Source organism: Enterobacter sp. Bisph1 (assembly GCF_000814905.1).
In the GTDB taxonomy this organism is placed as follows: domain Bacteria; phylum Pseudomonadota; class Gammaproteobacteria; order Enterobacterales; family Enterobacteriaceae; genus Kosakonia.
Window position 1 is genome coordinate 1 of the sequence record NZ_JXAG01000017.1, and the last position, 26,649, is coordinate 26,649.

25 protein-coding genes and 2 pseudogenes are annotated in these 26,649 nt (G+C 50.9%); 15 read left to right on the plus strand and 12 right to left on the minus strand.

Translation table 11 applies throughout. The features are described 5' to 3' along the window. The first annotated feature begins 294 nt into the window (after positions 1 to 294). On the plus strand, positions 295 to 657 hold the full coding sequence (locus RW65_RS00935) for a hypothetical protein (protein ID WP_039054780.1): 363 nt from the start codon (positions 295 to 297) through the stop codon (positions 655 to 657). A 76-nt stretch (positions 658 to 733) separates the two neighbouring features. Here RW65_RS00935 and RW65_RS00940 read toward each other — a convergent pair whose 3' ends face one another. From RW65_RS00940 to RW65_RS00960, 5 genes are all read right to left on the minus strand, one after another. Continuing rightward, a complete protein-coding gene (locus RW65_RS00940) occupies positions 734 to 1,120 on the minus strand; it encodes a hypothetical protein (protein ID WP_039054781.1) in 387 nt (128 codons plus the stop codon). Positions 1,121 to 1,395: 275 nt separating this feature from the next. Then, the gene (locus RW65_RS00945; RefSeq protein ID WP_231564340.1) at positions 1,396 to 1,746 is read right to left on the minus strand and encodes a hypothetical protein; all 351 of its coding nucleotides are present in this window, start codon (positions 1,744 to 1,746) and stop codon (positions 1,396 to 1,398) included. Between the two features lie 202 nt (positions 1,747 to 1,948). Then, positions 1,949 to 2,311 carry a DUF3592 domain-containing protein gene (locus RW65_RS00950; RefSeq protein WP_039054782.1) on the minus strand — a complete coding sequence of 121 codons (363 nt, stop codon included), beginning with the start codon at positions 2,309 to 2,311 and terminating at the stop codon, positions 1,949 to 1,951. Positions 2,312 to 2,321: 10 nt separating this feature from the next. Continuing rightward, complete coding sequence (locus RW65_RS00955) at positions 2,322 to 4,589, minus strand: type VI secretion system Vgr family protein (RefSeq protein ID WP_039054783.1); 2,268 nt, start codon at positions 4,587 to 4,589, stop codon at positions 2,322 to 2,324. 281 nt (positions 4,590 to 4,870) lie between these two features. Further along, the gene (locus RW65_RS00960) at positions 4,871 to 6,901 is read right to left on the minus strand and encodes a choline transporter (RefSeq protein WP_039054784.1); all 2,031 of its coding nucleotides are present in this window, start codon (positions 6,899 to 6,901) and stop codon (positions 4,871 to 4,873) included. A 239-nt stretch (positions 6,902 to 7,140) separates the two neighbouring features. On the opposite strand from RW65_RS00960, the gene betI reads away from it, so the two are divergent. From betI to betA, 3 genes are read left to right on the plus strand one after another with little or no spacing between them, the layout of a single operon-like run. Next, entirely contained in the window at positions 7,141 to 7,749 is a 609-nt protein-coding gene (gene betI, locus RW65_RS00965) for a transcriptional regulator BetI (protein WP_039054785.1), read from the plus strand. Beyond that, the gene (betB, locus tag RW65_RS00970; protein WP_039054786.1) at positions 7,749 to 9,221 is read left to right on the plus strand and encodes a betaine-aldehyde dehydrogenase; all 1,473 of its coding nucleotides are present in this window, start codon (positions 7,749 to 7,751) and stop codon (positions 9,219 to 9,221) included. The genes betI and betB overlap by 1 nt, the downstream gene beginning before the upstream one ends. Positions 9,222 to 9,248: 27 nt before the next feature. Beyond that, positions 9,249 to 10,928 (plus strand): choline dehydrogenase, encoded by a 1,680-nt coding sequence (gene betA, locus RW65_RS00975; protein WP_039054787.1) that lies wholly within the window; start codon positions 9,249 to 9,251, stop codon positions 10,926 to 10,928. A gap of 158 nt (positions 10,929 to 11,086) precedes the next feature. On the opposite strand, the gene RW65_RS00980 is transcribed toward betA, so the two are convergent. From RW65_RS00980 to RW65_RS00995, 4 genes are all read right to left on the minus strand, one after another. After that, the gene (locus RW65_RS00980; protein ID WP_039054788.1) at positions 11,087 to 11,656 is read right to left on the minus strand and encodes a hypothetical protein; all 570 of its coding nucleotides are present in this window, start codon (positions 11,654 to 11,656) and stop codon (positions 11,087 to 11,089) included. Positions 11,657 to 11,752: 96 nt separating this feature from the next. Further along, positions 11,753 to 12,142: a hypothetical protein gene (locus RW65_RS00985; protein WP_231564341.1), complete on the minus strand. Its 390-nt coding sequence runs from the start codon at positions 12,140 to 12,142 to the stop codon at positions 11,753 to 11,755. Between the two features lie 254 nt (positions 12,143 to 12,396). Then, a complete protein-coding gene (locus RW65_RS00990; protein WP_039054790.1) occupies positions 12,397 to 13,146 on the minus strand; it encodes a class I SAM-dependent methyltransferase in 750 nt (249 codons plus the stop codon). A gap of 268 nt (positions 13,147 to 13,414) precedes the next feature. Beyond that, positions 13,415 to 14,146: an SDR family NAD(P)-dependent oxidoreductase gene (locus tag RW65_RS00995; RefSeq protein ID WP_039054791.1), complete on the minus strand. Its 732-nt coding sequence runs from the start codon at positions 14,144 to 14,146 to the stop codon at positions 13,415 to 13,417. A 99-nt stretch (positions 14,147 to 14,245) separates the two neighbouring features. Here RW65_RS00995 and RW65_RS01000 point away from each other — a divergent pair, with 99 nt between their 5' ends. The 7 genes and pseudogenes from RW65_RS01000 to RW65_RS01030 all read left to right on the plus strand — a co-directional run bounded on the left by RW65_RS01000 (position 14,246) and on the right by RW65_RS01030 (position 21,497). Next, complete coding sequence (locus tag RW65_RS01000) at positions 14,246 to 14,647, plus strand: winged helix-turn-helix transcriptional regulator (RefSeq protein WP_039054792.1); 402 nt, start codon at positions 14,246 to 14,248, stop codon at positions 14,645 to 14,647. A 178-nt stretch (positions 14,648 to 14,825) separates the two neighbouring features. After that, positions 14,826 to 15,494: a LysR substrate-binding domain-containing protein gene (locus tag RW65_RS01005; protein ID WP_286133748.1), complete on the plus strand. Its 669-nt coding sequence runs from the start codon at positions 14,826 to 14,828 to the stop codon at positions 15,492 to 15,494. A gap of 196 nt (positions 15,495 to 15,690) precedes the next feature. Beyond that, positions 15,691 to 16,683, plus strand: coding sequence for a LacI family DNA-binding transcriptional regulator (locus RW65_RS21375; protein WP_052250250.1), 993 nt, complete (start codon positions 15,691 to 15,693; stop codon positions 16,681 to 16,683). Between the two features lie 240 nt (positions 16,684 to 16,923). After that, a complete protein-coding gene (locus RW65_RS01015; protein WP_197058852.1) occupies positions 16,924 to 18,015 on the plus strand; it encodes an alcohol dehydrogenase catalytic domain-containing protein in 1,092 nt (363 codons plus the stop codon). Between the two features lie 82 nt (positions 18,016 to 18,097). Next, positions 18,098 to 19,687, plus strand: a complete 1,590-nt coding sequence (locus tag RW65_RS01020) for an MFS transporter (protein ID WP_052250251.1) — start codon at positions 18,098 to 18,100, stop codon at positions 19,685 to 19,687. A gap of 4 nt (positions 19,688 to 19,691) precedes the next feature. Then, complete coding sequence (bglB, locus tag RW65_RS01025; RefSeq protein ID WP_039054794.1) at positions 19,692 to 20,834, plus strand: beta-galactosidase BglB; 1,143 nt, start codon at positions 19,692 to 19,694, stop codon at positions 20,832 to 20,834. Positions 20,835 to 21,238: 404 nt separating this feature from the next. Beyond that, positions 21,239 to 21,497 (plus strand): annotated as a pseudogene (locus RW65_RS01030) (bacteriocin immunity protein). 283 nt (positions 21,498 to 21,780) lie between these two features. On the opposite strand, the gene RW65_RS01035 reads toward RW65_RS01030, so the two are convergent. Next, on the minus strand, positions 21,781 to 22,674 hold the full coding sequence (locus RW65_RS01035) for an NmrA family NAD(P)-binding protein (RefSeq protein ID WP_039054795.1): 894 nt from the start codon (positions 22,672 to 22,674) through the stop codon (positions 21,781 to 21,783). A gap of 157 nt (positions 22,675 to 22,831) precedes the next feature. Between RW65_RS01035 and RW65_RS01040 the strand changes: the two genes are divergently transcribed. From RW65_RS01040 to RW65_RS21465, 3 genes are all read left to right on the plus strand, one after another. Then, positions 22,832 to 23,416 carry a TetR family transcriptional regulator gene (locus RW65_RS01040; RefSeq protein ID WP_052250252.1) on the plus strand — a complete coding sequence of 195 codons (585 nt, stop codon included), beginning with the start codon at positions 22,832 to 22,834 and terminating at the stop codon, positions 23,414 to 23,416. Positions 23,417 to 23,639: 223 nt separating this feature from the next. After that, complete coding sequence (locus tag RW65_RS22510; RefSeq protein ID WP_156123943.1) at positions 23,640 to 23,804, plus strand: type 1 glutamine amidotransferase family protein; 165 nt, start codon at positions 23,640 to 23,642, stop codon at positions 23,802 to 23,804. Positions 23,805 to 23,858: 54 nt separating this feature from the next. After that, a complete protein-coding gene (locus RW65_RS21465; protein ID WP_072037679.1) occupies positions 23,859 to 24,158 on the plus strand; it encodes an SDR family NAD(P)-dependent oxidoreductase in 300 nt (99 codons plus the stop codon). On the opposite strand, the pseudogene RW65_RS21470 reads toward RW65_RS21465, so the two are convergent. Both RW65_RS21470 and RW65_RS01050 read right to left on the minus strand, forming a co-directional pair. Beyond that, positions 24,091 to 24,425, minus strand: a pseudogene (locus tag RW65_RS21470) (carboxymuconolactone decarboxylase family protein); the annotation flags it as partial. The gene RW65_RS21465 and the pseudogene RW65_RS21470 overlap by 68 nt on opposite strands. A 143-nt stretch (positions 24,426 to 24,568) precedes the next feature. Continuing rightward, positions 24,569 to 25,483, minus strand: a complete 915-nt coding sequence (locus RW65_RS01050; protein WP_039054797.1) for a LysR substrate-binding domain-containing protein — start codon at positions 25,481 to 25,483, stop codon at positions 24,569 to 24,571. Between the two features lie 173 nt (positions 25,484 to 25,656). On the opposite strand from RW65_RS01050, the gene RW65_RS01055 reads away from it, so the two are divergent. Beyond that, positions 25,657 to 26,433 (plus strand): SDR family NAD(P)-dependent oxidoreductase, encoded by a 777-nt coding sequence (locus RW65_RS01055; RefSeq protein WP_039054798.1) that lies wholly within the window; start codon positions 25,657 to 25,659, stop codon positions 26,431 to 26,433. The last annotated feature ends 216 nt before the right edge of the window (positions 26,434 to 26,649 follow it).

Genomic DNA, 26,649 nt, shown 5'->3' on the forward strand with positions numbered 1-26,649 from the left:
CGAGGCACAGCGAAACGGGGAATTACCCGCCTCGACGGATATTGAAGCATTGACCCGATTGTACGTCAGCATCCAGCAGGGAATGTCTATTCAGGCCCGCGACGGCGCAAGCCGTGAGCAACTGCTCGGTATTGCGCGTATGGCGATGGAAATGTGGCCGCAGGTGTAACCACCGAAATAGATACAGATTTTGTAAAAGCAATATCCGTACATGTTCAAGTGTATAAAAACACCAGAATTGCTGCTGCCACGTGGCAATCCGAAAAGGGGTATATTCGATAAAGGAGATGTGGGATGGATCCGAAATTAGAGGACGTGATCGCTTTTGTGCGGAAATGTACAGGCTGCTATCGTGAAGCAATAGATGAAAATACATTACTGGAGAACGATCTTGGTGTAGCTGGCGATGATGGTGATGAGCTTTTGCAAGAAGCAGAACAAGTTTTTGGAGTCAGCTTTGGGAGGGAAGAGCATTTTCGCGCGCTCTTTTCCTTGAAAGAGAATGAGTATCTTTTTACTGGAGAAGGTTTGGATTTATTAGGTATTTGTTATTTATGGCGCAAATTGCGTGGGATACCTGAGCCTGTGTTTCGCGATCTCTCAATAGCTCAACTGCATAACGTTTTGGTTAAGTTACGCAGTAAGCAATTACGTTAAAGACTGGCTTATATCACGCGCTCAAAATTAAAATAGAGTAATCAGTACATTATCTTATGCCTAACCGATTCATCCGTTATAATGGTCTCTTAAAGTTCTCCATTGCGTTCCGCATATTCAACATGTTTTTTTCGGGATTAGACCGCAAATAAACAACCGGAATGGTAAGGCCCACCTGAAACTTTGGTAAGTCCATCGTTTTTATGGCGGTCAGGTTATTATTTCTTTTGAACGTTTTCCCATTGATTGCCGTAAATTCATAATTAACCGTAATGTTTACTATCCCGTAACTCGTTGGAGTGCCTGGTACAATATCAGTTATAGTTGCCTCAACATAGCATGGATCGCTTAATATTTCCATAGCGACTTTTTTCTCGAATAAATTTTTTATTGTTGAATAGCAGATTGCTGTCGCGGCGATTCCAACAAACAAATAAAGTCCCGATTTTAATAGCATTTCCATCTTGTTTACCTCTATTCTTATCCGCTAGATTTGTTTATAATGTCGTCTAAATTCACATTGTAAAAAAATTTCTCATGTGGAGCATAATCAACTTTAATATCAGTTAGTTATTCGTTCAGCTAAATAGCGATTGTGCAATATTGTTTGATATAGCTGCCTCAGCCAAACTTATTTTCACAGTTTTATAATTAACGATTAATACCTCAAATCATAATTAACAAATGGTATAGTCAATAAAATAAAAGGTTTCCCAAGTGTTGCCGAACGCCCTACAATCATCCGTTCTCATAATCAATGTAATAAAAAATGAATGGCCTTATGGGATCAACTCTTATCTTGATAATTTGTCCTGGTTCAAATTTATCTTTATCAGTGAGAGGATAACGTAGGCCGCGCTTAGAAATAATGGTTTCTCCATCAAAAACATATTTCACCGTTACGATGCTGAAAACTTTATTACTGCCTTCCTGATTTTTGTCCAGAGAAACCTTAATGATAGTTGCATCGACGTCAATGCCATATTCCCTGATATAGACGTCCTTTTGATTTGATTGATCTTCTTTGAAAATTATATAAGCCACTAATAGCATAATACCTAGCGGAATGATCCATGCAAGTTTTAGCATGATGTACGAAATAATTTACATATTTCCTCGATTAGATATATTTGGGTATGCGATAACTATATTCTAATGAAATTTTTTCGGCTGCCAAAAGGTAACAATGCAAAAAAACAAAATCGATTCTACCCTTTTCCTTTAATAAAACTAAGTAGGTATTTTATTTTCTATTAAAATCTTTCAGTGCATACTGTTTTACAACAGCCCTTTAATTCCCTATATCGCCCAGCACAACAATTTTCTTAGGCGAGTCATTCTTATACCGAATTGTGACATATTGTCCGGGTTTAAATGCATCAGCTTCAAAAATTTTCACTATAACATCTTTCTGCGTCACGACTTTTTCCATGTCAACAGTAAACTCAACAGTAAGATTTAGGGAGAGTCGACCTTCGGCGTTCTGGTTTCGATGCTGCTCCGCATTGACGATTAGCGCGCTGGCTGTTGTTCCATTTTGCCTTATCGACTCGCTACTACGTGCCGAGACAACAGAGTTCCGAATGCCAATGAAAACTACAACCGCCAATATCACGGTGGCGGTAAGCAGGCCCAACATTGCAATAGTTGCCATTTTCATCTTCTTAAACAAAAGTAGTTAATACATTAACAAAAGAGCGAAAACCGGATAATGTGGTTTCCGTTCCGCTAACAAATTGAACTTTATTATCATGGCGTTTAAGCTCAAAAGGTTTATTTTTGATTGAAAATGCCCCTACCGAGACGCTCATTAAAGATGTACTGATAGTAGATGCCGTAAAACCGAAAGAAGCACCGGTAAAACTTTCTGAAGTTCCGGTCATACTAAAAGAGTTGCCGGTAAAGCTTTCATTGTGTGCTTTCGCCTTGCTTTTAATATTCGGCGCATCGAGATTAATTTTGGTTGTACTACGTAGGGTTATGTCTTGTGGGCTAAAAATTGTAATTGTGCCTTCATTAACATTTTGCGTCCAGTTGCCGCTGTTAACATTAATGACTACACCGCCTAAGATCGTTTCCTTCCTCCCATCGGCACCGATGGTCGTTTGTTGTCCTTGATCATAGTCTTCTGTTAATTTCCCTGTTACGTGGTGGAATTCACTCCCGTTGATAAGTGTTTCACGACGTTCGTTAACTTTAACCGTATCCCCGCCGTCAATGATTGTTAGCTTCCTTCCTTTATGAATAGTGGTCTGCTCGCCATTATTAAATGTTTTTAATTCCAGATCTTCAACTGTGGTAGTCCTTTTTTGAAGATATGAAAAAGTCGCATCGCCAATAACATCATCTTTCTGCTCTTTTTTGATAGTAGTTAAGCGTGAACCTTCAATATTAACGCTGTGATCGTTTTCGACAGAGACGTTCATATCGCGTTCAGAGTGCAAATCGACGGATTCGCTGCCCAGTTTGTCTTCAAAGAAGAGATAGCTGGCGTTGTCTTTATTGCCATCCTTGCTGCGCGTCATAAAGCCCATACGCGTTGAATCACCCGGCAGATCCCAGGGCGGCATACTCGCTTCGTTATAAACGCGGCCGGTGACGATAGGGCGATCCGGATCGCCGTTAATAAAGTCGATGACCACTTCATCGCCCACGCGGGGGATCTGCACGCCGCCAAAGCCCTGACCGGCCCAGGCGCTGGAAACACGCACCCAGCTGGAGCTGGTATCGTCACCTTTGGCATGGCGATCCCAGTGGAACTTCACTTTTACGCGACCATATTTATCCGTCCAGATCGATTCACCCTGCGGGCCTACCACGCGCGCGGTCTGCGGGCCATGAGTTCGTGGCCACTCTGTGCGCTGGGCTGAACGAAAGGTAATTGACGCCGGTATCACCACAAACTGGATCTGGTGAAGGCTGTCGGTCGCGCTGCCGCTGGCGTAGCTATTCTCTTCCAGGGTATAGCTGGCGCTGACCACAAGGTAATCATTACTGTTACCGGCAAACGGCGGATTACCCAGGGTAAAGGTGTATCCCGGCACAATGCCTAACGTGGTGCCGCTTGCGTCAATACGCTGCTGCTCGGCCTGCCACTCTTCCTGACGGATGCGCGCGTAAAATTCACCATGCTGATGATCGACAAAACGGCCCGGCCATTCGTAGTAATCAATCTGGCCTGGGGAAGGGGAGGCCGGGTTCTGCCGGGCCTGGAACATCCACGCGTTCGGCTTACGGAAATCGTAGTCATCAATACTGTACAGCCCCGGCGTTACGCGTTCGCTGATGGCCCACTGGCCGATCCCTTCTTCGTCTGTCGAACCGCCGGACAGGCTGGTGTGATAAGGGATAACTTCATATCCGCTGTAGGGCTGATGATGCTCCGCCGCATCCATTAGCACCAGCGTGTGGGAATCCGCTTCATGACGGAAGAAGAAATAGATCCCCTCAAGCTCCATCAGACGTGAAATAAAGTTATAGCTGCTCTCCTGGTACTGAACGCAATATTCCCAGTTGCGATATTCGCCCGTCAGCTTGTCTTCCGTTTTAACGCCATATTCCGCCAGCACCGTTTTGATAATATCCGGCACCCGTTGGTTCTGGAAAATACGCTGGTTACGGTCGCGCAGCAGTGGCCATAAATCAGACTCTATCTTCAGGAGATAAACCGCATAGCGTACGCCGTTCAGTTCGGTACTTTGCAGGTTAACTTCGGTGATTTTGCCGTTGAAATAACGCGGCTGCAGACTCTGGGTGGGAACCGTCACCGTTAAGGATTTGCCAAGCAGCGCCTTGCGGTCAATATCGCCGTGCTCACTTAGCATCGTGACGTTCAGTGCAAAGGAGCGGGACATCACTTCGGTGCCATTAAGTTTCCAGAATAGCAGCGACTCGGCACCCGCAGGCGGGGTGACAGTGATACGGTCTAACATCGAGGCTCTCCCCAGAGAATCCGTGAGCAGTTGTGATAATTATTTGTACTGTGAGCGGGGTAAAATAATCACCTTCAGCAACAATATTGAAAGGATGCCCGCGCTGTAAAAGTCGTTATTTTACAGAATGAAGCTTCTATATACATACCGCTGCGGTTGAAATCGAAATACAAAGCGGCTTTTACAGATAATTCTTAAAACCGCTGTCGTAAATAGCCTTGTCACCTTAAGGCAAATTAAATAGGGCAAAGGGATATCAGGCCACTCCCTGGCCTGATTATTTACATCTCGGGATAAACAATATTTGCACCCGGCGCTTCGCGGTGCAGATGGATAAAGTTCAGGTGACGTTCATACTGATCGAGAATATCGATGATCACCTGTTCTTTGTTGTAATCCATCAAATCATTCCCCTGGCTGCCCTCCAGCAGGAAGGTTTCCAGACGGTAATAGTGCGACTTACCGCTGCGGGCGCGGTAGGTAAAGCCCGGTATCGAATATTGCTGGGGCCAGACCTGATAAATAAAGTTCTGTTCCTCACCAAGATTAACGCGTAAATCCAGATAGCCCAGCGGCGGGTTCTCATCCGCAGGTACAGACTCCAGCGAGACGCGCGCGCCGCGCAGTTCCAGCTCTTTCGCCACATCCTGCATCGCCGGGAAAATAACCGTTTCCATCATCTGCTGGGTGTAACGCGTGCCGGGGTAGTTCATCAACCGCGACAGGCGTTTTTTCCAGCTCAGACGATCGTTGCTGGCGGGAATATAGGGCGCGGTATCGCGGTTGGCGCTGGCGCGGCGGTGATCTTCGACTTTCAATGACTTATACAATCCGGCCATAACAAAGAAGATCACAAAACTGAACGGCAGACCCATGATCACCGTGGTGTTTTGCAGCGCCGAAATGCCGTTGGTCATCAGCATCGCCATGGTTAGCACACCAATCGCCACCGACCAGAAAATACGCAGCCAGTTTGGCGCGTCGCTATTAATGTCTTTTAACGTCGACGTGAAGTTCCCCAGTACCAGCGAGCCGGAGTCCGCCGAGGTGACATAAAACAGCATGCCGGTAATGGTAGCGACAGAGGCGCTGAGTTTAAACGCCGGGTATTGCGCCAGCAGACTGTAGAAACCGCGCTCGGCGTGAGCAATCACATCCTGGGCAAAACCTGCGTCCCCGTGAATGATTTCATACAGCGCAGCGTTACCGAACACCGACAGCCACAGCAGGGTGAAGGTAAAGGGAATGATCAGCGTGCCGAGCACAAATTCACGGATGGTGCGCCCGCGAGAAATGCGTGCGAGGAACAGGCCAACAAACGGCGACCAGGCAACCCACCAGGCCCAGAAAAAGAGCGTCCAGCTGTTCATCCACTGCGTTGGGCGGTCGAAGGCGAAGGTGTTCAGCGTCATGCCCATAAAGCGATTAATGTAATCACCGACGTTAAGCACCAGCGCATTAAGCAGAAACTCTGTCTTGCCCATAAACAGCACGAACAAAATCAGCCCGAGGGCCAGCGCCACGTTGAGTTCTGACAGGATACGAATCCCTTTATCCACGCCGGAGGTGACGGAAATCGTGGCGATCACCACCGACAGCACAATCAACGCCATCTGCGCCGTCAGCCCTTCCGGAACGTCAAACAGCACTTTCAAACCGTAATTGAGCTGCACCACGCCAATACCCAGCGTGGTGGCAATCCCAAAGATTGTGCCGATCACCGCGGCGATATCCACCGTATGACCAATCGGGCCGTTAATCCGTTTACCGAAAATAGGGTAGAGCGCCGAACGGATGGTGAGCGGCAGGTTGTAGCGATAGCTAAAGTAACCGAGCGCAATGCCCATCAGGGCGTACATCGACCAGCCGGTTAAGCCATAGTGGAACAGGGTCCAGACCATCGCCTGGCGCGCTGCTTCCATTGTCTGACCCGCGCCTTCTGGCGGCTGCATATATTGCGTGACCGGCTCGGCGACGGAGAAAAACATTAAGTCGATCCCGATCCCGGCGGCAAATAGCATCGCCGACCAGCTCAGCAAGCTGAACTCCGGTTTGGACTGTTCCGGCCCGAGTTTAATCGCGCCGTAGCGCGAGCAGGCCATATAGATAACAAACACAATATAGAGCGTCGCGGCCAGCATGTAGTACCAGCCAAATGTGGACGACACCCAGTTGACGGTGGTCTGGATATACGCCGCCGCCACATCGCTAAACAAAATGGTAAGCAGTGAAAATGTCAGAATCAGTCCGGCAGAGGTGTAAAACACCACGGGATTGATTCTGTCTTTTTCACTGGCAGGGGGATTAATCATCGATGACCTCTGGTTAATTTCCTGTGAATATTCAACGTACTCTTCGCATAAATCGGACTGTCTGCTGGTGTCGTTTTCCCTCATCTCGCGCGGCTTAATGCACCCGCTATAGCTTATACATTACCGCTTCGTTTTTGTAACAATTGAAGCACGACAGCTTAACAAAATCTCTTTTTATATTGAACGTCCAATCAAAAAAAGATTAAATAAGGCTCTTACAGTGCGCTGGAGAGGGAGCCATGCCAAAGGTGGGAATGCAGCCGATACGCCGTCGGCAACTGATTGATGCGACCCTGAGCACCATTAACGACGTGGGGATCAACGATGCCACCATCGCGCAGATTGCGCGCCGCGCAGGCGTCTCAACCGGCATCATCAGCCACTATTTCAAGGATAAAAACGGCCTGCTGGAAGCCACGATGCGCGATATCACCCGCCAGCTGCGTGACGCGGTGGCGAGTCGATTAAAACCCTTAGCGCAGGCCAGTACAGAAACGCGTTTGCTGGCCATTGTCGAAGGCAACTTCGATGACAGCCAGGTGCACAGCGCCGCAATGAAAGCGTGGCTCGACTTCTGGGCCAGCAGCATGCATCAGCCGCAGCTTGGCCGCCTGGAGCGCGTCAGCAGCCGCCGTCTTTTTTCCACCCTCGCAGCGGAGTTTCGCCGCGATCTGCCGCGTGAACAGGCACGGCTGGCGGCCCACGGGCTTGCGTCAATGATTGATGGCCTGTGGCTGCGCGCGGCGCTCAGCGGCGAGCCGTTTAATTTGCATATTGCCCGCACGCTCACCACCCAATTCATTCGCCAGCAACTGGCTGGCACAGAATCACTGAGGAAGGAGGAATAATGTCCCGATTCGCAGAACAGCAGCTTTATATCGATGGTCAATACGTCCCGGCTGCGGCGGGGAACACATTCCGCACCATCAATCCGACTAATGGCGAGGTGCTCGCCGAGGTGCATGAAGCCGCACAGGCCGATGTCGATCGCGCCGTCGCCAGCGCGCGCAAAGGGCAGAAAATCTGGGCGGCGATGACCGCGATGGAGCGTTCACGCATTCTGCGCCGCGCCGTCGATATCCTGCGCGAACGCAATGACGAACTGGCGGCGCTGGAAACCCTTGATACCGGCAAGCCGCTGAGTGAAACCCGCTTTGTCGACATCGTCACCGGTGCGGATGTGCTGGAGTATTACGCCGGGCTGATCCCGATGCTGGAAGGCGAGCAGATCCCGCTGCGCGACACCTCATTTGTTTACACACGCCGCGAACCGTTAGGCGTGGTTGCCGGAATCGGTGCCTGGAACTACCCGATTCAGATCGCGCTGTGGAAATCCGCACCGGCGCTGGCGGCGGGTAACGCGATGATCTTCAAACCGAGCGAAGTCACGCCGCTGACGGCGCTGAAGCTGGCGGAGATTTACACCGAAGCGGGCGTGCCGGACGGCGTATTTAACGTGCTTAACGGTAGCGGCGCGGTAACCGGCCAGGCGCTGACGGAACATCCGGGGATCGACAAAGTGTCGTTCACCGGTGGGGTTGCCAGCGGCAAGAAGGTTATGGCTAACGCCGCCGGTTCGACCCTGAAAGAGGTCACTATGGAGCTTGGCGGAAAATCGCCGCTGATTATCTTTGACGACGCGGATCTCGATTTGGCTGCCGATATCGCCATGATGGCGAACTTCTACAGCTCCGGCCAGGTGTGTACTAACGGCACGCGGGTATTTATTCCGGCGGCGTTGCAACAGGCGTTTGAAAACAAAATTGCCGAGCGCGTGGCGCGTATCAAAGCCGGGGATGTTAACGATCCCGAAACCAATTTCGGGCCGCTGGTCAGCTTCCCCCATCGCGATAATGTGCTGCGCTATATCGAAGCCGGTATTAACGAAGGGGCGCGTATTCTGTGCGGCGGCAAGCCGCTTACCGGCGGCGCGTTTGACCAGGGTGCCTGGGTTGCGCCGACGGTATTCACTGATTGCCAGGATGAGATGACTATTGTGCGCGAAGAGATTTTCGGGCCGGTGATGTCAATTCTCACTTATCAAAGTGAAGAGGAAGTGGTGCGCCGCGCCAACGCTACCGATTACGGTCTGGCCGCCGGTGTGGTGACGCAGGATCTTAACCGCGCGCACCGCGTTATCCACCAGATTGAAGCGGGTATCTGCTGGATCAATACCTGGGGTGAATCCGCCGCCGAAATGCCGGTGGGGGGCTATAAGCACTCCGGTGTCGGGCGCGAAAATGGCCTGATGACGCTGCAAAATTACACCCAGGTGAAATCTGTGCAGGTCGAACTGACCCGTTTTCAGTCCGTATTTTGAGTAAAGTTTTAACCTGAGGAGCGACGAATGGAATTTGATTACATCATCATTGGAGCCGGATCCGCAGGGAACGTTTTGGCAACCAGACTGACCGAAGAGAGCGACGTTAGCGTTCTGCTGCTCGAGGCGGGCGGTCCCGATTATCGTTTTGATTTTCGCACGCAGATGCCCGCCGCGCTGGCGTTCCCGCTGCAGGGAAGACGCTACAACTGGGCCTATGAAACGGAACCTGAACCGCATATGAATAACCGCCGCATGGAGTGTGGACGCGGCAAAGGCCTGGGCGGCTCATCGCTGATTAACGGCATGTGCTATGTGCGCGCTAACGCCATGGATCTCGATAACTGGGCCAGTCAGCCCGGGCTTGAGAGCTGGAGCTATCTGGATTGTCTGCCTTATTACCGTAAATCGGAGACGCGCGATATCGGCGCGAACGATTACCACGGCGGCGACGGTCCGGTGAGTATTACCACCTGCAAGCCGGGCAATAATCCCTTGTTTGCGGCGATGATCGAAGCGGGCGTGCAGGCGGGTTACCCGCGTACCGAGGATCTGAACGGTTATCAGCAGGAAGGTTTTGGTCCAATGGATCGCTTTGTCACGCCAAAAGGCCGACGCTCCAGCACCGCGCGCGGCTATCTGGACCAGGCGAAAACACGGCCAAACCTGAAAATCATCACCCATGCCACCACCGATCGCATTCTGTTCGACGGCAAGCGCGCCATTGGCGTGGCTTACTTAAAGGGTAGCAGCAACGCGCCCCATGAAGTGTATGCGCGCCGCGAAGTGCTACTGTGCGCCGGGGCGATTGCTTCGCCGCAAATTTTGCAGCGTTCCGGCGTCGGTGCCGCTGAACTGCTTAAGCAGTTCGACATTCCGCTGGTGCATGATTTACCGGGCGTTGGCGAAAACTTGCAGGATCATCTGGAGATGTACCTGCAATACGAATGCAAAGAGCCGGTATCGCTCTACCCGGCGCTGAAGTGGTGGAACCAGCCGAAAATCGGCGCGGAGTGGTTATTTAACGGCACCGGCATTGGTGCCAGTAACCAGTTCGAGGGCGGCGGGTTTATCCGCAGCCGGGAAGCGTTCCCCTGGCCGAACATTCAGTACCACTTCTTGCCGGTGGCGATTAACTACAACGGCACCAATGCGGTGGAAGCGCACGGCTTCCAGTGCCACGTTGGCTCGATGCGTTCGCCAAGCCGCGGCTTTGTGCGTCTGAAATCGCGGGATCCGCGCCAGCATCCGGCTATTCAGTTCAATTACATGGCTCATGAGCAGGACTGGCAGGAGTTCCGTGATGCGATTCGCATCACCCGGCAGATCATCAACCAACCGGCGCTGGATAAGTATCGCGGGCGCGAGTTAAGCCCCGGCATTGAGTGCCAGAGCGATGAACAGCTGGATGAGTTTGTGCGTAACCATGCAGAAACCGCCTATCACCCGTGCGGCACCTGCAAAATGGGCAGTGACGAAATGGCGGTGGTTGACGGTGAAGGGCGCGTTCACGGGCTGGAAGGTCTGCGCGTGGTCGATGCCTCGATTATGCCGCTGATCATTACCGGTAACCTTAACGCCACCACCATTATGATTGGTGAGAAGATTGCCGATAACATCCGCGGCCGCGCGCCGCTGCCGCGTAGCACCGCAGCTTATTTCGTGGCGGGCGACCGCCCGGTGCGCGGTATACCGCTGCGGGCGTAAAAAATGCCGCCGGTAAAGGGATGCTTACCGTCGGCATAGTTTCATTTTAGCGCGACCGCGTTGCATTTTTCTCACGCCAGACGCTGGCTGGTGAAGATACCGAATCGACTGCCTCGGTCGCGGGCTAGGTCTCTCCAGCGGTCACACATCTCTTCTGATTAAATACACCGCCCGGTGGCGCAGCCATAGATCATGATTAATGGAAAAGCGGGCACCATTAACGGCGCGGCCCATGACACGTTTTGTTTGGTGTTGTCATTAATCGTCACCGTAACGGGTTTTTCCAGTTTACGCGTAGTCGGTCCCGGCGGATGTTGCCGAATATAGATGACGTTCCCGTGTGCGTTAAAGGTTACCGCCAGCTTCTTGTTTGGCTCAATTATCGTTGCGCGGTAGTGATAACGCAGGCGCTCAATCTGTGCGGCCGTGAGCCCGGTTGCATCGACGAAGGCGCGATATTGAGCCGTCACCTTTTCATCCTTGACGACAAAATTCACTTCCACGCCGGGAATATGGCTGGCGAACTCCTGATAAAAACCAGCGTACTGCGCATAAGCATCCTGCTGCGGATCCTGACGCTCGAAGCTGTAGGCATAGTTACTGGAGTAAGCGGTGATACGCGTCTGGGTGACTTCTAGTTTGGTGATCTTGTCCCACTCAGGCATGGGCGAGGTCATCGCACAGCCCGCGAGCAGCATAATAAAAAACAGCAGTATACATTTTTGCATCGTTGCCCACCTGTTAAGCCGCAGCGCAGCGGCGTGCGGTTAGCATACCTGGCTGGCGCAACGGGACAAGGGGGCCTACGCGATCGGGTAGGGGGTTCACGCCGCCGGGTGCAGCAAAATGACCTCTTTATCTACGCGATTGGCCTGGCTTTGCGGCGCGCTGGCGTGACTGTCATAACGTGGCGGAGTGATCACCGGGTAGATAAACGAGCCTACTTCATTGCAGTGCTCCGGCGCATCGGCGTCGGCATAAAACAGGTAGTACTGCCCGGAATCCGGGAAAAAAACCAGATTATCGCCATTACTGAAATTCGTGCTCCAGAACGGCACGCCCGCGTTGGTTTTGCTGCGCTCTTTCCCGGCGGCGATTTGAAAATGATCGCCCCATTTCATGGTCATCAGGTTGTAGTTAAAAAAGGAGACCGTTAAGTCGCCACGCGTTGGGCAGTGGAGCTTAACGGCATCGTCGGCCCTTACGTTGGCCATAAAAGTTATTAGCAATAACAGAAGGGAATATTTCATTGGTGGAGTTTGCAGGTTAAGGAGACGTTGAAAATAATGCATTGTACGGCGGTAAACCCGTAAAAAAATGTATCAAAGAAACGGAAAGGGTTTCTGGCGATTTCGCGCTGGGCCAGAGCGGAAAATGCGTTTAATCAGCGGCGTTGCGCCGCTTTACACAATTGGATGTAGGCACCGGCTTTTGGGCGGAGGCGGTTCATTACGTACAAAGGCTAACGCTAGCGCCGGGCCTCAATTAAGTGCCGGGATGAGTAAGCGATAAAAGGTGTGCCGCCGCGCATTTGAGCATCCAGCGCCTTGAGCTGCGGGGAATATTTGTCCACAGAGAAATCCGGCACCCACCAGACGCACTTGCGTAAAATCCACACTACCGCGCCGATATCATAAAACGCCATCCGACAGCGTACGGACTGGATATCAACAATCTGCAGACCGGCAGCTTCTGCCGCTTGCGCTTCCTTATCCGGATGCCGTAACGCTCGCTCTACCGGTAGCGGCCCGAGAAAGTATTCAATAAGTTCAAAGGCAGACGCCGGACCGACATGCTGGGCAAAATAACGTCCGCCGGATTTCAGCACGCGGTAAATTTCAGGCCAGTCTGGCGCAATCGGATGTCTCGCCGTGACCAGTTCAAACGTGGCATCTGCAAAGGGAAGCGTTGTGGCCTGCGACGTATCAACAATAGTTACTCCACGCGAGGACAAGCGCGCTCGGGCTTTGGCAATATTCGGCGGCCAGGCTTCGGTGGCAAACATCTGTTGTGGGAATACCGGCATCTCGCTCAGCACTTCGCCGCCTCCGGTATCGAGATCGAGGGCGGAATTGACGCTTTTCAGCCGCTGAGCGAGTAATTTAGCGTAACCCCAGGGTGGCCTCTCTTCTGTCGCTCTGCCATCCAGCCAGCCAAATCCCCAGCCCTCAACGTCCGCGTCTGTTGCTTCTGCAATTAATTCATCGAAGGGTTTCATCGGCAGCTCCGTCTGATTAAAGCGCTATTGCACCACAAACTGCGGGGTAATTGCGACGCGGTAAAGCAAGATTTTGCACGAGCTGTTTCTGAGACAGCAGGGTCCGTTTGGAAGAGACGAGCAGCTGGTTGAGCGCATCCAGCAAGCCGCCTGGTCGAGAAAATGCAGAAAATGTTCGCGGGACGCGCTATTGATAACAGGTGCATTTTAAGCAACTGTCTCGATGGCATCGCCGATCGGCCATCCCGGGATGGCCGTGGTGTCATCCTCAACCCTGGGTCATTCCGCCATCAACACAAATCTCGGCTCCGGCGATATAGCTGCTCTCGTCACCGGCGAGGAAAAATACCGCGTTTGCCACCTCTTCAGGGCGCGCCATTCTGCCCAGCGGTATTGCACTGTTTAAGCCTTTACGCACTTCATCTGAGACTTTAGCCATCATCTCCGTATCGACAGGACCGGGTGCGACAACGTTAACCCGGATGCCGCGCCCGGCGAGTTCCCTTGTCCAGGTGCGGGCAAAAGATCGCAGTGCCGCTTTGCTGGCCCCGTAAACGCCATATCCCGGCGTGCCGATAACATCCGCAATGGAACCAATGAGTACGACGCTGCTGCCGGGTTTCATCAACGGTAATGCTGCCTGCAGAGCAAAGAGGGGAGAGCGAACATTCAGGCCAAAAGTCTGATCAAAATGCGTCTCATCGACCTCTTCAAGGGTGGCGTATTCCGACATGCCAGCATTGATTATCAGGACATCGATCTGGCTTGATTTATCGGCGATCGTCTGCATGATACGGCTCAATTCGTTCTTATCACTGACATCTGCCCGCAGTGGCATCGCGCTGCCGGCTATTTTGCTTTTGGCACTTTCAAGATCGGCTTCTCGTCTTGATGTGAACCAGGTTATCGCCCCTTCGCTTGCTAAACGTTGGCTGATAGCCAGCCCAATCCCTTTTGCGCCGCCGAGTACCACCGCGATTTTTTTCTCAATATTGCCCATCTGATTTCTCCGCTTTAGGTCGAAAACTGATGGTATAAAATCTATACTTAATATCAATTACGCACTTTATCTAAACTAACTATAAGTGACTATACCGCCATGCCAGAAAAAGATAATAACTGTCTGAAAGACATCGGGAAAACCAGACCGGTGTTAGAAAACATCACCAATAAATGGTCGATATTAATTCTCACAGTGCTGTGTAGTGAACCTTGCCGCTTCAATGAAATTCGACGACGCCTGGGCGGGATTACCCATAAGGCGCTGGCCGATGCGCTGAAACGGCTGGAGCGCAACGGTTTAGTCACTCGTCAGGTTTTGCCAACTTCACCGGTCAGCGTGGAATACTCGATTACGCCGCTGGCGAAGTCATTACAGCCGCCTTTTGTGGCGCTGGCGAACTGGGCGCTGGAATTTGGTCCGGCCATGGAATTGGCGCAGGCTGAATATGATCGTCTTCATGCGGGTGAAATTAGTGAGCAGGCGAGCCCGGTCTCCTGAAGAATCATAAGGGGCGGAGTTAACTGCGGCTACAGTGAATAGAAATGACGAAGGCGCATAGAGTGAATGCGCCGGGTTTAGATGGTTACGGATGTACTGATCCAGAAGTACGCGCAGCGTAACGGCGACAGAGGCGGGGCAGGCGCTGGCGGCGCGCATTGCTCCCTTGCTTATGGACATGAGAGCCGCACTTAATGATGTTACGAGTTCCCGGCAAAGTTTACGCGGCGAACTTAAATTGAACGTCACGGGAGCGGTCATGGTGGACATTTTGCCCCCCGTGTTGGATCGTTTTCTTACGCGCCATTCGCAGATTCGCGTAGAGATTATGGTTGAGGACCGGCTGGTAGATGCATTAGCAGCGTGCTGCGATGCGGGCATACGCTACGGCGAACATCTGGCGAAAGATGTTATTGCGGTGCCAATAGGACCCAGAATACAACGATTAGCCCTGGCAGCAGCACCCGCTTATCTGGCATCAAGGGGAGTAATCAACCATCCAACCGATCTACTTGAGCATGACTGCATACGCATGAAATTTTCGAGTGGGGCGCTGGTTCCGTGGCGATTTGAGCGCAATGGTGAAACCGTCAATGTTGATCCTCCGGGCCGTATAACCATCGGCGTAGATGGTGCCTCTGCGGCCATCGACCTTGCGCGCTGCGGCAAGGGCGTTATAACCACATTTGAAAATTGGCTACAGCCCCATTTCAAAAACCACGCTCTTGAACCTGTCTTACCGCAATGGTGGCAGGCGTTTGAAGGACCCTGGCTCTATTTTTCCAGCAGATTTACGTCGGCACCGCTACGCGCATTTATTGATTTTCTCAGAGAAGAGCGTGAATAGCGTTTAAGCATATTGTCGATGATTCGGCAGATCATGGCGAAATAAGAACACGTTCTGTCAGTTCATTGGGTCGCTGTCCGTATACCTTCACTGCCAGTTATGACATTGCTCCAGTAGCCGTATAGCAGGTAAAAAATAAAAAACCGTTATATTTTGATGGTATATTCATCTTTTTCAGCAAAATAAGTGTTCAGACATGAATAAAATCGGTAATAAAGCCCCTACCATCACTGATATTGCCCGTCTGGCGGGGGTCAGCAGCATTACCGTTTCCAGAACTTTTACCGATCCGGATAAAGTGAAAACCAAAACGCGGGAGAAAATCCTGCGTATCGCCGCTGAAGTTAAGTATGTACCCAACATCTTTGCTCAGAATATCAAGACCACCCTGAGCCCGATTATTGGCATTGTGACTGACGACACATTTAATCAGAGTTATTCCTATGTGATTCAGGAGCTATGCCAGCATGCGGAATCAAAAGGCTATTCGGTAATGATTTTTACTACCGGAGGCAGCCGTGAGTCAGAGGTGAAGGCTATCAACACCCTGGTAGGTTATAAAGCGGCCGGGGTAGTGTTATCTGTCATCAGTGATACGCCCGACTACGATACCCGCCATCTGAAGACGCTCTGCCACTCTGCCACCAAACTCATTCAGTTTGATCGTCAATTCGATACGACGCTTCCCGCTGTCTACGTCAATGATGAGCGTGCCGGGGAGCTGATTGCTTCTGTGATTAAGCAGAAGCAGTACCGGCATGTGCTGGTAATTGGCGGGCAGGAACGGTCACGTATCACTCAGGCGCGGGTAACCAGTATTTGCCATAATCTCCCCGCCACAACGCAAGTTACCCATCTGTATACAGATTATCGTTACGACAATGCCAAAGAGATGATTGCCGCACATTTTGCAACGGGCGAAAAGTGTTATGACGCAATAGTTGGCGTCAATGGCGCAATCTCACTGGCGGCGCATAGCGTGGCGACAAAATGGTCGCTGACAAAGGTAGATTTTCTGTCTATAGACGACATTCCTAATGCTGAAGCCTTTGGCTTTTTTTACCCCTCCGTCGTTCACGATTACAAACAGTGGGCCACTATTGTGGCTGAAAATCTGGTCGCTGCTATTGAAGGACGCCCCTGGCAACCTCGTACCGTCATCAACGGCTTTCTGAAGAATAATCGCTGACCGTCCTGCCCAGCAGAATTTTTTTGTCCCTCAATGTTCACATAAACATTATGGAATGAAAATGAGCTTTTCAATTAAACAATTTTAAAATAACGAAACGGTGTTTCATTTTAAGTGATTGATATTAAAGAGTTTTAAAAGTAGATTGCAACAATGATCACAAATTGAGCGGCGAACCTTATAAATGTTTACGAAAACATTATAAGGTTATCCAACCTCATTCGTTACAGGAACGCTGCTGTGAACATAAAATCTTGCGATATCAAACAGCTGGTCAACTTTGGCCCTCATGATTACCGTTTAGTCTCTTCTCCTCTGCCGGTACCGCAGCGAAATGAGCTGCTGGTGAAAATAGGGGCGTGTGGCATCTGCGCCTCTGATTTTCACTGTTATCACGGCGCGCCGATGTTCTGGGGGAATGAAACCTTCCCGCCATATGTAAAAACACCGGTGGTAAGCGGCCATGAATTTTTCGGCACGGTTGTTGCGGCGGGTCCCAATGCGCTTGAGCACTTTGGCGTTGAAGAAGGAGACCGGGTGATCGCCGAGCAAATTGTCCCGTGCGAGAAGTGTCGATTCTGTCGTAACGGCCAGTACTGGATGTGTGAAAAACATGATATCTATGGGTTTCAGAAACAGGATGCTGATGGTGGGATGACCGAATACATGCTGTTCAAACCTACCAGCCGGGTACACAAAATTCCGCTTTCACTCTCGCTGGAAGAGTGCGCGCTCATCGAACCGTTCTCCTGTTCCGTACACGCCGTAAACCGCGGGGATATCCAGTTTAACGATGTCGTGGTCCTTGCCGGGGCCGGAACACTTGGGCTGGGCATGGTACAGGCCATTAAGCTTAAAACGCCTAAGAAGCTGATTGTTCTTGATACCATGCCTTATCGCCTGGCACTGGCGAAGAAACTGGGGGCTGATGTTGTGCTTAACCCGCTTGAAGAGGATGTTATCGCCAAGGTGAAAGCTCTGACAGACGGTTATGGTTGCGATGTTTACATTGAGGCATCGGGTAACCCCGCAGCTGTTACGCAGGGGCTGCAAATGATTCGCAAACTGGGCCGCTTCGTTGAGTTCAGTGTCTTTAGCCGCGAAACCGCCGTGGACTGGTCAATCATTGGCGATCGTAAAGAGCTGGATATTCGTGGCGCGCATTTAAGCCCCGGCTGCTACGAGACCGTGATTGACCTGTTCAGCCGCAAACTACTTACCGCCGAAGGGATCGTCACGCATAAATTTCCTCTCGAACACTGGGAAAATGCCTTCGAAACCTTTGGTACGCCAGAGGCGGTAAAAGTGCTGCTGGTCCCGCACGCCGGGTAACGCGTTTAACGTTCGCCATTCGCTGCTGGTGGCTTCGGGTGCCAGCGCGATCCCCTGTCCTCTACGCTCGGGGCAAAATAAAATGAAAGAACGAAAAATCCAGTTACACCACTATCTGGCTTACGGGTCAGGTGATTTTCTCGGTGCCGGTACCGCGGTGCTGACATCTGCCTGGCTGCTTTATTTCTATACCAGCTTTTGCGGGCTTACCCCCGTTGAAGCGACGCTAATCTTTGCCTGTGCACGTGTGCTGGACGCGGTGGTAAGCCCGCTGATGGGGTATCTGAGCGATAATTTCGGCGGCACCTGGTTTGGTAAGCGGTTTGGGCGGCGTAAGTTTTTCATCCTGCTGGGTATCCCCAGTATTTTCAGTTACGCCATCATGTGGGTGAGCGGGATGGATTTCTGGTACTACCTCCTGACCTATCTTCTTTTCGACATCGTCTACACCATGATCCTGGTGCCCTATGAAACCCTGGTGCCGGAAATGACCGACGATTTCAAACACAAATCGAAATTCTCCGGCGCGCGTATTGCGATGGGGCAACTCTCGGCGATTCTGGCGGCATTCCTGCCTGGCATTTTTCTCGGTTATTTCGGTAAAGACAATCCACTCTCTTTCTTTTATGCCAGTCTGGTACTTGCCATCATTTGTGCGGTGGTACTGACATTGGTGTGCTGTTTCACTTGGGAGCGACCAGCGGAACTAAAATCCGATGCCGAACGGCACGCAGAAGAGGAGTCGCTGACTCCCGGGCAACGCTTCAGGCGCCTGTGGATCGAACTGACTTCGACACTGCGCATCAAAATTTTCCGCCAGCATCTTGGGCTCTATCTGGGGGGCTATATTGCTCAGGACGTCTTCAATGCCGTGTTTACCTATTATGTGGTGTTTGTGCTGATGCAGTCCGCCCAGACCGCCTCGAATTTAATGGGCGTAATGGCGATTCTGCAGTTTGTGGCGGTTGTGGGGATGATACCGCTGTGTATCCGTTTTGGACCCGCGCCATCCTACCGCTTCGTCGTCATCCTGTTTGGTCTGGCCTCGGCGTCTTTTTCGCTGGTCTATTACCTCGGACTGCACGATATCTACACCCTGTTACTCTTTATCTCTGCGGTGGCCGGTCTGGGACGCGGCGGGATCAACTATATTCCCTGGAATATCTATACCTATATTTCCGATGTTGATGAAGCGGTAACGGCTCAACGCCGCGAAGGGATCTTTGCCGGGGTAATGACGATGGCGCGCAAAGCCTCTCAGGCCGGTGCCGTCATGCTGGTGGGCGTTGTGATGCAGGTGTCCGGTTTTGTCTCGGGGCAAAGCATTCAGGACCCGCAGGTTAGCCATACGATTTTACATATCCTTAGTTTTGGCACTCTTGCCGTCCTGTCCATCGGTTTTTTGGTCTCACTGAAATTTAAGCTCAACCTGCAAACGCACCGACTGTTGCAACAGGAAAATCAACGTATGCGTAACGCGAACGGCCCGTTGCCGGAAAGCGTATCGCCGGAAACCCGTACTACGATGGAAGTGCTGACGGGCATGCAGTACGAATCACTGTGGGGCAATAACAACATTGGCTATCTCAATCGCAAGAAAGCCGCACCGGTTAAAGCTAACAGACCACGAAACTCTTTCTCTCACTCTGAAAACGACAAATATACAGGATGACATAATGACGATTTATCCCGTGAAACATAGTGCGTTGCTGCGCCAGCCAGAGCACTTTATCTCGCGCGATGCGCTGAAAGCGTTAATTCACAAAGTTACAAAAAATCTGGTCGCGATTGAAGATACTACCGGCGAGTTTGCGCTCCATCTGGATGACGGCCGGATCATTGATGCGAAAGGCTGGGCGGCAGGATGGGAATGGACGCATGGCATTGGGCTGTATGGTATTTTTCAGTTCTACCAGCAGACTGGCGAGCCCGAGATATGCGCCATTATTGACGACTGGTTCAGCGCAAGGCTGGCCGAAGGAACACCGACTAAAAATGTTAACACTGTCTGCCCGTTATTAACTTTAGCCTGCCGTTATGAAGAGACGCGCAATCCGGCCTGGTTGCCGCTACTGGAGCGCTGGGCCGAATGGGTAATGTACGAGATGCCACGTACGGAAAAGGGGGGTATCCAGCATGTTGTCATTCACAAAGAAAATAATCAGCAACTCTGGGATGATACGCTGATGATGACTGTGATGCCCCTGGCGAAAATTGGCAAGCTGCTGGGGCGGCAGGAGTATATCGAAGAGGCCAAATTCCAGTTTCTGACCCATATCCAGTATCTGATGGATCGGGAAACCGGGCTGTGGTTTCACGGCTGGACATTCGAAGGCAACCACAACTTTTCTCGCGCCCGCTGGGCACGGGGAAACAGTTGGTTAACGGTAGCAATACCTGATTTCATTGAGTTGCTGGCACTGCCCGAACACGATGCGACCCGTCGGTTTTTACTTGAGGTGCTAAACAGTCAGGTTAGCGCGCTGGCGCAGCTTCAGGATGAAAGTGGTCTGTGGCATACACTGCTGGATGACAGGGATTCTTATCTTGAAAGCTCAGCCACAGCAGGTTTTGCCTATGGCATTTTAAAAGCCGTACGCAAGCGCTACATCAGCAGCCACTATGCCGTCACAGGGCAAAAAGCGATCCGTGGCGTGGTGGGCTGTATCAATAACGAAGGGGAACTGACTCAATCCTCCTTTGGCACTGAAATGGGGCCAAATCTGGATTACTACCGCCAGATTCCCCTGACGCCAATGCCTTACGGTCAGGCTATGACAATTCTGTGTATGGCTGAATATTTACACACCTATCTTTAAACGATGAAGTGTAATGGCGGTCTTTTACCGCCATTACTTTTTTACGGTAAAGCAATGATAAGGTCGGGCTGTTCGGTTTTTTGGGCTGTCTACAGGTGTCAGCATTAGCGTACCAGCCGTGTCTATTCAGGCAGGGTAGACACTGGATTTTTGCGATGAGGCAAATTGCGATGAGCCGTGAATTTACTGTGAAGTGATTTTTGCCACTATTACTCATAATAGCGGCATTTTCGCTCAGGCCAGACTTTTAGTTCAGTTACCTGAGCCGCTTTGTGCCAGAAGCGGACCTGACATAATAATGTGTTAATCAATGAGGTGCAGGTCAGGGGCACTGTACGGTATGGACAACATTAGTGTAATGACACCAAAACAACATATCGGACATCATAAACAGGAGAAATAATATGATAGAAAAAAATTTAATCAGTGATTATTCAGAGGCAGAGTTTTTAAATTATGTAAAGAATCTCTATGATTTTTCTGGCCGCAGTGAAATTGAGGGTAATAGTTTAGCCCATGTATTTGAAATTCTAACTGAACATTCTGATGGTTCCGATCTTATTTTTACCCGCAGATAATCGTTAAGACAGTCCAGAGGGTATTGTTCATGAAGTAAAAGAGTGGCGCGCAGCTAACGGCAAACCAGGCTTTAAAACAGAATAAACACTTCATGACTTTTCTATCGACCAGATCCCGGTTGACTATCCCACGTCAAGTTAGTCCAACATCCCATTGACTGTGACAAATGCGGACTTCCGCTGTTTACTCAAAGCAGATTTTTGCTTACGCGATAGTCTGTACTGTACCAAAAAAGGAAAGAAACGCTGTATACACGTTGGTTGAAACTGGTGACCTGTACCGGAAACTCGATGAGCAACTGCTGTAGCCTGCAAACATCTTTACAGGCTACATTTATAATGCATATGTATCTGTCTATATCTGTAGATTAAATGAACCAGTCGCGATTTTTATGGATGAAACTTTGAAGCGTCTCTGGATAATGCCCCATGAGTTTAAAAAAATCGGAACTAGCATGTGCAGCATCCCAGATTTTACTTTCATGTTTCATATACTGAATTAACGTTTCCGCCTGTTCTCCTGCCCAGTTTTTAATTCCTGCATCAGTATCTTCATACTGAATATCCTTACCCGTTTCAGCACTGATAATCGCAGCGACATCGCTAAATCTGTAGCGACCAATCCCCGTAATACTATGATTCTTCCCGGCGTGTTTTTCCGGCCCCTCCAAAAGGACTTTAATAAATATCGCCGCGAGATCGTCCTCATTCAGCCAGAAACGAGATGCGTCGTGCGGCAGAAGAACTTTTTTATGCTCTTTTACGTCTGAAGCAACCATCCATGAGAGATTACTAAAGAACCAGCCACCCGCATTCACAAATGCAACAGGAATATCACTTTTTGCATATATTCCCTGTGCAACAGTGTGCAAGCTGCTACCCACTTTAACCGCTCGATATTCTGGGTCGAGATCGTCGGCGCTGGTTGTTTGTGAATTAGCAAGCATACGAACAACAAGATCAACGGTTGGACTGGCTTTCGCAGCGGTAATAATGTTTGGAGTAGCTTTCTCTTCATCGGTTACAAAATCAGGTGGGATCACAACGATACGATTCATCCCTTCAAACGCAGCATGAAGACTTTGCACATCATACCAATCAGCATGCACGACCTCAGCTTCAGGGTATGCAGCTTGTAGTTTTTGCACTCCTTCCTTGCGGCTGCTTGTGAGCCTAAGAGAGACATCCGTTTTTTGGGATAAGCCCGCGACGATGCGGGAAGCTACGTTGCCTGCCGCGCCAATGATAAGAATTTTTGTCATGCTTGACTCCATATACCGCATTATAGGTGATTGATTTTAACGCTATGAGCATCAATATAATTAAATCTGTACGCATGTCCAGATTTAAATTGGACATGTGTACAAATCTTTTTTAGTTTATTCTGCTCAATTATTTTTAGGTTCAATGAGGCCGTTAATGTCTTATCTAACTCGGGAAGAGCGCCGGGCACAAATTGTGGACGCTGCTGTTTCATTAACGATCAGCGATGGCTTAGCTGCCGCAACGGTTAGAGCTGTTGCAGCAGTCATCGATGCCTCTCCAGGTCAGATTCATCATCATTTTTCCTCAGCAGATGCACTTCGCGCCGAAGCTTTCAGAGAGTTTGGATTACGTCTGGCAAAAAGGTATGACCATATAAGAGACTCACTGACTCCAATTGATCAACTGCGACTTTTGCTCGATTGTGAGGCTTCTGATTCAGGCCCAGGTGTGGAACGCTTGTGGAAGGAGGCAATTTTTACGTCATGTCAGAACAACCTTATCCGTGAGTCAGTCCAGACTGTTCTTGAAAGCTGGCGCGTCAGGGTTGCCGCTGCGTTGCATGCCGTTGTAGATGAAAGAGGCTTAGCCGTCACGGGAGATCTTCATGCATCTTCACAGCGTCTTATAGGCATTGCTATAGGTTGGGATCTTCTTACCGACTTCAATTTTCAAATGCCTGATAGTAATAAAAACCTTTCCAGTTACATTGATTTCGAATTATTAAGCCTTGGTTGTTAGCAAGGGTTATTAAGCAGGCCGACTCGCTTTTCGCTCAACTCGAACATCGCACCTGACCCGTTCCCCGTTATTGATAACACCATTCAGCGTGTAGCGTGTTCGGTATGACCGGCTGCACTGGTCAAAAATTGAATAAGCGCCTGGCATGCTGATGACATGCCTTTATGTGGGGGGAGATTAAGGAAAAGGGGCGGGAGCGCCCGCGGCTGGTAACGGCGGCGCAATGAAATTCTATCCACAAACGGCTCTGCAACAGGCGGGGGGAAAATTTAGCAGCAACGATGAGCCCTTTACACCGCATGTGGAGACAGATCGTGAGTTGATTACCGGTCAGAACCCGGCCTCGGCCAACGGTGTGGCTGACGAACAACTGAAGCGCCTGAAATAATCCAGCTAAAAATAAGGAAAAAAATGGACCTGCAACTGAACGGTAAAACAGCGATTGTCACGGCAGCGACGCATTGGTTTTGCCATCGCCCGTACGCTGGCAAGGGAAGGGGCTGAGGTCACGATTACCGGTCGCGATCGGGAAAAACTGGCTGCGGCAGTAGACGAGATTCACGCTGCCGCGCCGCTGGGTAAAATCCGCAGATTCCTGGCTGACATCAGTACCGCAAAGGGCGTTGAGGCTTTGACCTCCCAGCTGAACCAGACCGATATTCTGGTGAATAACCCGGTAGGTTATCGTAAACATCCAAAGCACGGGCGGGATAAGTTAACGCTGCGCCGGTGTTCAGGTTAATGGCTACGGCAAGCGCTTCGGCGATCTCTTCACGCGTGGCGCCATTCTTGACCGCGGCATCCACATGCACGGCCAGACAGCCGTCGCAGCGGGTGGTGACAGCCACGACCAGTGCGATCAGTTTATGGGTTTAGGATCGAGGTGCTTATTTTCTGCGGCCCCTTTATCCATTTGCTGAAATCCTTGCATCAATTCAGGCTGCAGTTTGGCAAATTTACTGAGGGTGGCGAGCAGGCCGCTGCGATATTCATTCCAGTTTAAAAACAGTGAAAAACTCCGGTCTGTTTGCAAAATACCCGTTACATCACGTCATATTGAGGGCGATTATCAGTAAGCCCGACGGCTTCAACAAATCAGATAACCTTGTGCAGCAGAGAAGAAATTCTATGTCGTTGTTGATGGCTTAAACGTTATACCTGTTCGGCGAGGACGTCCTGAAGAAGCCAGTCGTGAAAGATTTTTACTTCATGGCGCAGGGCGTGGTGTTGCGGGGTCACCAGATAGTATGACCAGGTGAGGGGCCAGCGATGAGCGGGGTGCAACTGAACCAATTGACCGATTTCAATCAGCTGCTTTACCAGCGCGTAACGAACAATCGCCACTCCGCGACCGCCGAGAGCCGCCAGGATGACGGCGGAAGTGGAATTGATATGCAGCCCGCTATCTAAGGCTTCGGGCGCGTCTACGCCCCTGAGAATCTCCCCCCAGGAGGGAAAATTCGCGCCGGGGTGCGGCGTGTCATCGTGGATCAGTTTTTGCGTGGCGAGCCATTCACCGCAGGCCATTTTCTCAGGCGGAACCAGCCGTGGGCTGCAAACCAGCACCGCTTCTTCATCCATCAGCCAGGTTTTATTCACCCCCGTCCACTCTCCCTGACCGCAGCGAATGCCGATATCCGCTTCGCCGTGCGACACATCCATCAGCTTTTCCGTCACGTTGAGCCGCAGGTCGATGGTCTCATGGGTTTCTGAGAAGCGGTTAAGCCGATCCATCAGCCAGTTCATCATCAGGACCTGTGAAGCGGTTACCACCACAGCGGAGCGTGCCCGGCGCCCGCGCAGTTTGTTTAAGCCGATTTCCAGCTTGTCCAGACCATGAGTAATGTCCTGAAGGGCTTCTTGCGCTTCATCCACCAGCGTTAAGCGCTCTTTCCCTGAACGGGTGCGGTGAAGCAGCGGATGTCCCACCCATTGCTCCAGTGAACGGACAAGCTGGCCCACGGCGGCGGGCGTCACGCCCAGCTCCTGGGCTGCGCCGGTAAAGCTGCCGTGCCGGGCGGTAGCTTCAAAAGCGTGCAGCCATTTCAGTCGGTTTAGGGATCGCATCACAGGTTTCCTGATTCATCGTTTTTTCAGTATACCTGAGCGAGAAAGATTTTCTTTTCTGTATCGCAATTTCTTCTCAGTCGTCAACCTGGCTTCGGGCTGGCATTCTGGGTTCACACGATGAGGAGCAGGGCTACTAATCCATGACAATTGAATGATTTTAGAGGTTTGCGATGAACGCATCTTTTGCAGGTAAAAAACTGTTAGTGGTCGGCGGTACCAGCGGTATGGGCTTCGAAACGGCGAAACTGGTACTAAAAAACGGTGGCAGCGTAGTGCTGGTGGGCAATCGGCAGGACAAAGCCGAGCAGGCTCGCCAGGCGCTGGCAGCAGATGGACAGGTTTCCATTATTATTGCGGACCTGATGAAAGAAGAGGGGATGCAGCACGTGATGAACACCCTTAACGCTGAACATAAAGATATCAGCCTGCTGGTGAATGCTGCCGGTGTGTTCTTCCCGAAACCGTTCACCGAACATGAAATGTCTGATTACGACATGTATATGAACCTCAATCGCGCGACCTTTTTTATCACCCGCGACGTGGTGCGCAATATGGTGGCTGCCGGTATTAAAGGCTCCATCGTAAATATCGGTTCTATGTGGGCGCAGCAGGCTATTGGCGCTACACCGTCTTCTGCCTACTCCATGGCGAAAGCCGGTCTGCACGCGCTGACGAAAAACATGGCGATTGAGTTGGGCGGCAACGGTATTCGCGTTAATGCCGTCTCCCCGGCCGTTGTCCATACCCCAATTTATGAAGGCTTCATCCCAAAAGAAGAGGTGAAAGGGGTGATGAACAGCTTCGACAGTTTCCACCCGATTGGTCGCGTGGGTACGCCGGGTGATATCGCAGAAACCGTTGCTTTCCTGCTCTCTGATAAGACCGGCTGGGTTACCGGCGCTATCTGGGATATTGATGGCGGCGTAATGGCTGGCCGTAACGCCTGATAACCATGCCGCACGGGGGGCTCGTGCGGCACTGGAGTAATGATGCCAATCCAGACTGCACATTATGACCTGGTGACGACGTGGCGCGAAGGCATGCGATCAGAACGTGTTGCCACTCCTTTACCAGTGATAAAACCTACTCATTGTTGCTCTCGCACTATTCGTAATACAGGTGATACTGTGCGTGCTATGCAGGTCGCGGCGCTGGAAAAGGTT

Bases quoted from the DNA above. Each gene is read 5' to 3' on its own strand.
- RW65_RS00935 (WP_039054780.1), top strand. From the start codon at position 295: ATGGATCCGAAATTAGAGGACGTGATCGCTTTTGTGCGGAAATGTACA.
- RW65_RS00940 (WP_039054781.1), bottom strand. From the start codon at position 1,120: ATGGAAATGCTATTAAAATCGGGACTTTATTTGTTTGTTGGAATCGCC.
- RW65_RS00945 (WP_231564340.1), bottom strand. From the start codon at position 1,746: ATGCTAAAACTTGCATGGATCATTCCGCTAGGTATTATGCTATTAGTG.
- RW65_RS00950 (WP_039054782.1), bottom strand. From the start codon at position 2,311: ATGGCAACTATTGCAATGTTGGGCCTGCTTACCGCCACCGTGATATTG.
- RW65_RS00955 (WP_039054783.1), bottom strand. From the start codon at position 4,589: ATGTTAGACCGTATCACTGTCACCCCGCCTGCGGGTGCCGAGTCGCTG.
- RW65_RS00960 (WP_039054784.1), bottom strand. From the start codon at position 6,901: ATGATTAATCCCCCTGCCAGTGAAAAAGACAGAATCAATCCCGTGGTG.
- betI (WP_039054785.1), top strand. From the start codon at position 7,141: ATGCCAAAGGTGGGAATGCAGCCGATACGCCGTCGGCAACTGATTGAT.
- betB (WP_039054786.1), top strand. From the start codon at position 7,749: ATGTCCCGATTCGCAGAACAGCAGCTTTATATCGATGGTCAATACGTC.
- betA (WP_039054787.1), top strand. From the start codon at position 9,249: ATGGAATTTGATTACATCATCATTGGAGCCGGATCCGCAGGGAACGTT.
- RW65_RS00980 (WP_039054788.1), bottom strand. From the start codon at position 11,656: ATGCAAAAATGTATACTGCTGTTTTTTATTATGCTGCTCGCGGGCTGT.
- RW65_RS00985 (WP_231564341.1), bottom strand. From the start codon at position 12,142: ATGGCCAACGTAAGGGCCGACGATGCCGTTAAGCTCCACTGCCCAACG.
- RW65_RS00990 (WP_039054790.1), bottom strand. From the start codon at position 13,146: ATGAAACCCTTCGATGAATTAATTGCAGAAGCAACAGACGCGGACGTT.
- RW65_RS00995 (WP_039054791.1), bottom strand. From the start codon at position 14,146: ATGGGCAATATTGAGAAAAAAATCGCGGTGGTACTCGGCGGCGCAAAA.
- RW65_RS01000 (WP_039054792.1), top strand. From the start codon at position 14,246: ATGCCAGAAAAAGATAATAACTGTCTGAAAGACATCGGGAAAACCAGA.
- RW65_RS01005 (WP_286133748.1), top strand. From the start codon at position 14,826: ATGAGAGCCGCACTTAATGATGTTACGAGTTCCCGGCAAAGTTTACGC.
- RW65_RS21375 (WP_052250250.1), top strand. From the start codon at position 15,691: ATGAATAAAATCGGTAATAAAGCCCCTACCATCACTGATATTGCCCGT.
- RW65_RS01020 (WP_052250251.1), top strand. From the start codon at position 18,098: ATGAAAGAACGAAAAATCCAGTTACACCACTATCTGGCTTACGGGTCA.
- bglB (WP_039054794.1), top strand. From the start codon at position 19,692: ATGACGATTTATCCCGTGAAACATAGTGCGTTGCTGCGCCAGCCAGAG.
- RW65_RS01035 (WP_039054795.1), bottom strand. From the start codon at position 22,674: ATGACAAAAATTCTTATCATTGGCGCGGCAGGCAACGTAGCTTCCCGC.
- RW65_RS01040 (WP_052250252.1), top strand. From the start codon at position 22,832: ATGTCTTATCTAACTCGGGAAGAGCGCCGGGCACAAATTGTGGACGCT.
- RW65_RS22510 (WP_156123943.1), top strand. From the start codon at position 23,640: ATGAAATTCTATCCACAAACGGCTCTGCAACAGGCGGGGGGAAAATTT.
- RW65_RS01050 (WP_039054797.1), bottom strand. From the start codon at position 25,483: ATGCGATCCCTAAACCGACTGAAATGGCTGCACGCTTTTGAAGCTACC.
- RW65_RS01055 (WP_039054798.1), top strand. From the start codon at position 25,657: ATGAACGCATCTTTTGCAGGTAAAAAACTGTTAGTGGTCGGCGGTACC.